9 protein-coding genes are annotated in these 6,820 nt (G+C 70.8%); 8 read left to right on the top strand and 1 reads right to left on the bottom strand.

What is annotated here, in order from left to right:
* The 7 genes from BLS85_RS09015 to BLS85_RS08985 form a co-directional block, all read left to right on the top strand.
* Nucleotides 1-331, top strand: a 331-nt coding sequence (locus BLS85_RS09015) for a transposase (RefSeq protein WP_143027142.1), incomplete at its 5' end; no start/stop codon positions are given.
* Nucleotides 332-630: 299 nt separating this feature from the next.
* Nucleotides 631-849, top strand: a complete 219-nt coding sequence (gene infA, locus BLS85_RS09010) for a translation initiation factor IF-1 (RefSeq protein ID WP_092785396.1) — start codon at nt 631-633, stop codon at nt 847-849.
* A gap of 11 nt (nt 850-860) precedes the next feature.
* Nucleotides 861-1,460: a Maf family protein gene (locus BLS85_RS09005; RefSeq protein WP_092785394.1), complete on the top strand. Its 600-nt coding sequence runs from the start codon at nt 861-863 to the stop codon at nt 1,458-1,460.
* Complete coding sequence (locus BLS85_RS09000) at nt 1,457-2,812, top strand: ribonuclease E/G (RefSeq protein ID WP_092785392.1); 1,356 nt, start codon at nt 1,457-1,459, stop codon at nt 2,810-2,812. Before BLS85_RS09005 ends, BLS85_RS09000 begins: the two co-directional genes overlap by 4 nt.
* Nucleotides 2,813-2,841: 29 nt before the next feature.
* The gene (locus tag BLS85_RS08995; protein ID WP_092785390.1) at nt 2,842-3,093 is read left to right on the top strand and encodes a DNA gyrase inhibitor YacG; all 252 of its coding nucleotides are present in this window, start codon (nt 2,842-2,844) and stop codon (nt 3,091-3,093) included.
* On the top strand, nt 3,090-3,551 hold the full coding sequence (locus BLS85_RS08990; RefSeq protein WP_176793532.1) for a hypothetical protein: 462 nt from the start codon (nt 3,090-3,092) through the stop codon (nt 3,549-3,551). Before BLS85_RS08995 ends, BLS85_RS08990 begins: the two co-directional genes overlap by 4 nt.
* Nucleotides 3,552-3,558: 7 nt before the next feature.
* Nucleotides 3,559-4,749: a DnaJ domain-containing protein gene (locus tag BLS85_RS08985; RefSeq protein ID WP_092785388.1), complete on the top strand. Its 1,191-nt coding sequence runs from the start codon at nt 3,559-3,561 to the stop codon at nt 4,747-4,749.
* A gap of 9 nt (nt 4,750-4,758) precedes the next feature.
* On the opposite strand, the gene BLS85_RS08980 is transcribed toward BLS85_RS08985, so the two are convergent.
* The gene (locus BLS85_RS08980; protein WP_092785386.1) at nt 4,759-5,169 is read right to left on the bottom strand and encodes a carboxymuconolactone decarboxylase family protein; all 411 of its coding nucleotides are present in this window, start codon (nt 5,167-5,169) and stop codon (nt 4,759-4,761) included.
* A gap of 166 nt (nt 5,170-5,335) precedes the next feature.
* Between BLS85_RS08980 and BLS85_RS08975 the strand changes: the two genes are divergently transcribed.
* Entirely contained in the window at nt 5,336-6,697 is a 1,362-nt protein-coding gene (locus BLS85_RS08975; RefSeq protein WP_092785384.1) for a TrpB-like pyridoxal phosphate-dependent enzyme, read from the top strand.
* Nucleotides 6,698-6,820: the final 123 nt, after the last annotated feature.

The raw sequence follows: 6,820 nt of genomic DNA, 5'->3' as shown, positions 1-6,820 counted from the left end.
TGATGGCGGCATTCTTGTCATGGCCACCTTGTTCGGGTTGTATCCGTTTCTGGTGAAACTCTTTGCCGATGGCGGCTACCAGGGTGAACAGTTCCAAACCGGTCTCAAGAAGGCCGTCTCCGCTGTCAACGTGGAGATCGTCAAACGCTCGGACCGGGCCAAGGGGTTCGTCGTCCTTCCGAAACGCTGGGTTGTCGAGCGCACATTCGCCTGGCTCGGACGATGCCGCCGGCTGGCGAAGGATTGGGAGTGTCGTAACGCCAAAGGCCTCGCCTTCCTCCGGCTCGCATCAATCCGGCTCATGATGCGTCGGCTTTGTAAAATATCGTAAAGTCTCCGGACAGACTCTAAGCCATCGGGAGCACGCCAACCCGCCCGGCACGATCACTTCATGAAACCAAAAGAAACCACCATCGACGCTACACCGGCAACATCGGACGTCGCAACGACGCACACGAATACCCGCCGAAGGATGGCGCCCGTCGTTCTTGTGGGGCAGGTGTGGGCACGATGTCCGGTTATGCCCGTGCCGCACGTGCCGATCCGGCCGACGCTTGGCCGGGCCTCTTGACCGATCCGCGAATCGGGTTCATGTCATGGCCGCCCCAATCAACGGATCAAGGACACGGCATGGCCAAGGAAGACGCCATCGAGTTCAACGGCACCGTCACCGAACTGCTGCCCAACGCGATGTTCCGCGTCAAGCTCGACAATGACCACGAGGTTCTCGCCCACACCAGCGGCAAGATGCGCAAGAACCGCATCCGCGTGCTGGCCGGTGACCGGGTCAACGTCGAGATGACTCCCTACGACCTGACCAAGGGTCGCATCACGTTCCGCTACAAGTAGGCGGCCCGTTCATGGGCGCCGCGCCCGAACACGACGACCCGCCCCTGGTGCTGGCCTCGGCCTCGCCGCGCCGCCTGGATCTGCTGGCGCAGATCGGCGTGACGCCGGCCCGGGTCGACCCCGCCGATCTCGACGAAACCCCGCTGCCCCGCGAACTGCCGCGCGACCACGCCCGCCGTCTGGCGCGCGCCAAGGCGGAGGCCGTGGCGGCGCGCCATCCGGGTGCCTTCGTGCTGGCGGCGGATACGGTGGTCGCGCGCGGCCGGCGCATCCTGCCCAAGCCGGAGGACGCCGCGACCGCTCGGCGCTGCCTGGATCTGCTGTCGGGCGAAGCGCATCACGTCTGGGGTGGCGTCGCTCTGATCGCGCCGGACGGCCGCGTCGCCGAGCGGCTGGTGGACACCCGCGTCATCTTCAAGCATCTGGATGCCGGCGAACGGGCCGGATATCTCGATTGCGGGGAGTGGCACGGCAAGGCCGGCGGCTATGCCATCCAGGGCCGCGCCGCCGGGTTCGCGCGCGCGCTGTCGGGATCGTATTCCAACGTCGTCGGCCTGCCCCTGTACGAGACCCGGGCGCTGTTGCGCGGCCTGGGCTACCCGGCGCCGTGACGGCGACGACCGCCCTGGTGGTCTCCGTCGGACCCGGCGAGACCCGCGCGGCGCGCCTGGATCACGGCCGCCTGACCGCCATCACCCACCACCGGGTCTGGGCCGCCGACCCCGGCGCCGTTTTGCTCGGCCGCATGGGACCGCGCGCGGGCGGCGGGGCGATGGTCGATCTGGGGCTGTGGGGCGAGGGATTCCTGGATGGCCGCGAGGTGAAGGGAGACGCGCCGACGGAGGGCGCTCCCCTCCTGCTCCAGGTGCGTCAGACGACCCGAACGGAGCCCCATGGCGGCGCCAAGGCAGCGCGGCTGACGCGGGCCGTGGCGCTGACCTCGCCCCGGCTGGCCCTGGGGGGGCGCCGCCCCGGGGTGGCGGTGTCGTCGCGCATCACCGACGCCGCAGAGAGATCGCGGCTGCTCGGCCTGCTCAAGAGCATGGCCGCCAAGGGTGACTCCCTGGTGGCCCGGACGGCGGCGGCCGGGGCGACGGCGGATGTCCTGGCGGCGGACCTGGAACGCCTGCGCACGCACTGGACGGAGATGACCGCGCGCGCCGACGCCGCGACCGCGCCGGCCCTGGTGTGGCCGGCGCCGGTGGATTGGGGGGGGCTGCTCGGCCCAGCGGATCCGGTGCCGGAGACGGTGATCCTGGACGACGCGGTGGCCCGTCCCGCCCTGGACCGGGACCTCGCGCAGTGGCTCGACCCGCCGCCACCGGTCCGGATGCACCCCGACCCCGACGACCTGTTCGAGGCGACCGGCGTCGCCGACGCGCTGGACGCCGCGCTGTCGCCGGTCGTGCCGCTGCCCTCCGGCGGGCGCTTGGTGATCGAGCCGACGGCGGCCCTGATCGCCGTGGATGTGGACGCCGGGTCCGGATCGGCCCGCGCGGCCAACCCCGAAGCCCTGGCCGCCCTGCCCCGCGAACTTCGCCTGCGCGGTCTGTCGGGCTCCATCCTGGTGGACCTGATCCCGGACGGCCCGCGTCTGCCCGGTCCCGCGCGCCGCGCGCTTGAGGACGCGCTGGCCGCCGATCCGGCGTCGACCCGTCTGGCTGGGGTGTCGCGTCTCGGCCTGCTGGAGATCACCCGCGAACGGCGCGCGCCCGCGCTGGCGGAGCGTCTGACCGGCCCGGCGGCCCAGGCGCTGGCGGCCCTGCGCATGGTCCGGCGCGAGGCACGGGCGGCCCCCACGAACGCGCTGGCCGTCACCGTGGCGCCTTCGGCGGCGGCCTTGATGCGCGGCCCGCTGGCGGAGAGCGTCGCCACCCTGACGCACCGGCACGGCCTGTGCTTGACCGTGCGAGACGATGTGACGCTGGCGGTTGACGCTCCGCCCCGCGTCGCTCCACCCTGACCGAGACCAAGGACCGCACGGCAGCCCCCATGACCGACCCCGACGAGACCCCCAGAACCGAAACGCCCGTGCCCGCCCGTCTGTCCGCCGCGCGCTGTCCGGTCTGCGGCAAGGAGACGGCGGCCCGCTACCGGCCCTTCTGCTCGCGCCGCTGCGCCGACGTCGATCTGTCGCGCTGGTTTGGCGGTGGGTACGTGGTCGCGGGGCACGAGCAGGTCGACCCCGAGGAGATCGCCGACGCCATCGCCGCCGGCGAAGCCACGGACCCGGAGCGCCCATGACCGCGCCGCCAATGCCGAACGCACAAGCGGACCCCGACTCGCGCCGCGCGGCGCTGGCCGTGCAGGCCAATCCCGCCGAGCGCCTGGATTACCGCATCACGCTGTCGCGGCCGGTGCGCGTTGTCGGCGCGGGGGCGTTGAGCGCCACGGTGGATTATGTCCCGGATCGCGTCGTTCTTGTGCCGGCCAGCCTGACGCGCTATCTGACCGGTCTGGAGGGGTTGCCCTGGCCGGGACCGGAGGCCCTGGGCGCGGCCATCCTGGACGACATCAACAACGAGGCGGTGCCGCGCTGGCTGCGGGTGACGGTCTCGACCCGATCCGGACCGGCGGACAGCGACGAGGCAGTGGCGCTCTGGCACGCCGTGGTCCTGGAGGACCGGCAACCGCACTGGCATCCGCCCGCCGGCTCCGCCATCGCCGCGCCGGCCGGCCCCGCGCCGGCGCCCTGGGGATAGTCCAGCCATGTCACACGTGGTCCGCGATCCCAAGGGCTACTACATCATGCTCGGGATCCCGCCGACGGCCGATCTGGCCAGCATCAAGCGGGCCTATCGGGCGCGGTCCAAGCTGCTGCACCCCGACCGCAACCCGTCGCCGCATGCCTCCGCCGAGTTCCACGCCCTGAACGAGGCCTACCGGGTCCTCGCCGACCCTGCCGCCCGTCACGCCTATGACACCGGACGGACGGGGCACGAGACCACGCGGCCGGCGCCCCGACCGGCGCCCGGCGCCGACGGCGCGGCCCTGACGCCCCGCACCTGCCGCGTCTGCGGGCGCGCCACGGCCGATCTGCGCTATCTGGTGCTGCACCGGGTGCGCGGCGCCGGGCTGCGGGTGCGGCGCCAGCCGATCACCGGCGTCTTCTGCCGTGCCCACGGCGACCGCATGGCGGTGGCGGCCAGTCTGTATTGCTGGGCGCTGGGCTGGTGGGCCCTGCCCTGGGGGCCCGTCGCCACACTGGCCGCGCTGTGGCGGAACCTTGGCGGCGGCGAGGCCCCGCCGCGCGAGAACTTCGAGCTGCTGGCCTTCCAGGCCCGGGCCTTCCTGGCCCGGGGCAACCTGCCCATGGCCCGGACGCTGACCGAGCAGGCGCGCCCGTTCGCCCGCACCGACGCCGAGCGCCACCATATCACCCAGTTGCTGGAGGTCCTGGCCGACCAGCCGGCCAAACGCGCGCGAGGACGTGGATTCCGGTTCGGTTCGGCCCAGATCGCTCAACTGGCGCCGCTCCTGCTGATCGCCGCCGTGGCGCTGTACATCGCCGGCCCGAGCAAGGTGATCGGCCAGCTTCTGTCCGCCGTGCCCGAGACGACGACGGGTGCGCCGCCCCCGCCCGCGCCGGAGCCCTCCCGGAAGGAGCCCGTTTCCGGCCCCTTTATCGGGCGCACGACCCCGGCCGATCCGGCACCGACACCGCCACCGCCGCCCGAGGCCGCGCCCATGGAAGGCCTTTACGTGATCGGCCCGGACAGCGTGGAGGTACGCCGCCTGCCCGCGCCGGACGCAGGCGTCGCCGGAACGCTGTCCCGGGGCACCGTGGTCATGGTCACCGAGGTCAGCCGCGACGGCGCCTGGAGCCGGGTTCTCTCCGCGCGCGGGATCAGCGGGTTCGTTCCGTCGGCGGCCCTGACCACGGACGATATGCTGCGCTAACCGAGGCGGCTACGGGGCCGCGTCCGCGTCGAACGCCGCGTCCACCGGAATGTGCAGGCCGTTCAGCAGGGCGTTCAAGCGTGACGCGGTGCCGATGACGCGCAGCAAGTCGGCGTGCTCGGCCTCCGTCATGCCCTTGGCCCGCGCGGCGGCGGTGTGCGAGTGCGTACAGTAGTCGCAGCCATTGGCGATGGAGACGGCGACGTACACCATCTCCTTGGTTTTCGGGTCGAGGGCGGAGGGCGTGGCCATCACCGCCTTAATGTCGGCCCATACGGACTCCAGCAGCGCCGGGTCGAACGCCAGATAACGCCAGACGTTGTTGATGAAATCCGTGCCCCGCGTGGCGCGGATGTCGTCGAACACGGCCTTCACGCGCGGGTCCTGTTCGGGGTCTTGAGGGGGGCGGACGGTGGCCATGGTGGCGGTCTCCTGAAAACAACGGACGGGACCGAACCGTAGCGCGGGGCTGTTCGGGCCGCCAGGGTCTCTCGACCCTTTGCATCTCCGGCGTGGACGGGTAAAACGGGCCGCCGGATCGGACTTTGCGATCCGTTGATTTTGCGCCCAGGGGGAGCCCGCCGCGATGAGCGACACGACCAAGTATTTCCTGACCGAAGACCGCATGCCCAAGGCTTGGTACAACCTCGCCGCCGACCTGCCCGGGCCGGTGGCGCCGCCGGTGCATCCGGGCACCGGCCAGCCGATGGGGCCGGAAGACCTTGCACCGCTGTTCCCCATGGGGGTGCTGGAGCAGGAGGTCAGTCAGGAACGCTGGATCGACATCCCCGAACCGGTGCGCGAGGTCTACCGCCTGTGGCGGCCGTCGCCGTTGATCCGCGCACGGCGGCTGGAAAAGGCGCTGGGGACCCCGGCGAAGATCTTCTTCAAGTACGAGGGCGTCAGCCCCGCCGGCAGCCACAAGCCCAACACGGCGGTGGCCCAGGCGTTCTATAACCAGCAGGAAGGCATCACCAAGCTGTCGACCGAGACCGGCGCCGGCCAGTGGGGCAGCTCGCTCGCCTTTGCCGGGGACATCTTCGGTCTGGAGGTCGAGGTCTACATGGTCCGCATCTCCTACAACCAGAAGCCCTACCGCCGGGCGTTGATGGAAACCTACGGCGCCACCTGCATCCCCAGCCCGTCGCCTAACACCGCCGCCGGCCGCGCCATCCTGGAGAAGGACCCTGACTCCAACGGCTCGCTGGGCATTGCCATCTCCGAGGCTGTCGAGATCGCCGCCAGCCGCGACGATACCAAGTACGCGCTCGGCAGCGTGCTCAATCACGTCTGCCTGCACCAGACGGTGATCGGCGAGGAGGCCATGCTGCAGATGGAGATGGCCGATTCCGAGCCGGACATCGTTATCGGCTGTTGCGGTGGTGGCTCCAACTTCGCCGGGCTGGCCTTCCCTTATATGCGCGAGAAACTGAAGGGCAAGGCGATCCGCTTCATCGGCGTCGAGCCGACCTCGTGCCCGACGCTGACCAAGGGACCGATGGCCTACGACTTCGGTGACACGGGCAAGCTCACCCCGCTGATGAAGATGTACACCCTGGGCTCCGGTTTTATGCCCCCGGGCACGCACGCCGGCGGCCTGCGCTATCACGGCATGGCGCCGATGGTCAGTTCCGCCCTGGAGTACGGCCTGATGGAGGCGCGGTCCTACCAGCAGACCGAATGCTTCACCGCCGCCGTCCAGTTCGCCCGCAACGAAGGCATCGTGCCGGCGCCCGAGTCCTCTCACGCCATCAAGGCGGTGATGGACGAGGCGTTGCGCTGCAAGGCCGAGGGCAAGGCGGAGACCATCCTGTTCAACCTGTCCGGCCACGGCCATTTCGACATGCAGGCCTACACCGACTACTTCGCCGGCAAGATGACCGACGTGCCGTTCGACGACGCGGCGTTGCAGGCCTCGCTGGCCGACCTGCCGAAGGTGGCGGTGTAGGCTCGGCCTCTGAGGGAGAATCGGTAGGTTGGGGTGAGGGCCAACGGCCCGACCCCCAACATCGCCTTCGGATGGGGGCGCTCCGCTCACCCCAACCGAAGGGCTGCGACCCTCCGCAAAGGC

Origin of the sequence: Rhodospira trueperi (assembly GCF_900101965.1) — a bacterium.
Taxonomy (GTDB): domain Bacteria; phylum Pseudomonadota; class Alphaproteobacteria; order Rhodospirillales; family Rhodospirillaceae; genus Rhodospira; species Rhodospira trueperi.
The sequence above is the reverse complement of the archived record's forward strand: the minus strand, read 5'-3'. Positions and strand labels throughout refer to the sequence as shown.

Coding starts and splice junctions, on each gene's coding strand:
- BLS85_RS08990 (WP_176793532.1), top strand. CDS start 3,090: ATGACCGCGCCGCCAATGCCGAACGCACAAGCGGACCCCGACTCGCGC.
- BLS85_RS08975 (WP_092785384.1), top strand. CDS start 5,336: ATGAGCGACACGACCAAGTATTTCCTGACCGAAGACCGCATGCCCAAG.
- BLS85_RS08985 (WP_092785388.1), top strand. CDS start 3,559: ATGTCACACGTGGTCCGCGATCCCAAGGGCTACTACATCATGCTCGGG.
- BLS85_RS08980 (WP_092785386.1), bottom strand. CDS start 5,169: ATGGCCACCGTCCGCCCCCCTCAAGACCCCGAACAGGACCCGCGCGTG.
- infA (WP_092785396.1), top strand. CDS start 631: ATGGCCAAGGAAGACGCCATCGAGTTCAACGGCACCGTCACCGAACTG.
- BLS85_RS09005 (WP_092785394.1), top strand. CDS start 861: ATGGGCGCCGCGCCCGAACACGACGACCCGCCCCTGGTGCTGGCCTCG.
- BLS85_RS08995 (WP_092785390.1), top strand. CDS start 2,842: ATGACCGACCCCGACGAGACCCCCAGAACCGAAACGCCCGTGCCCGCC.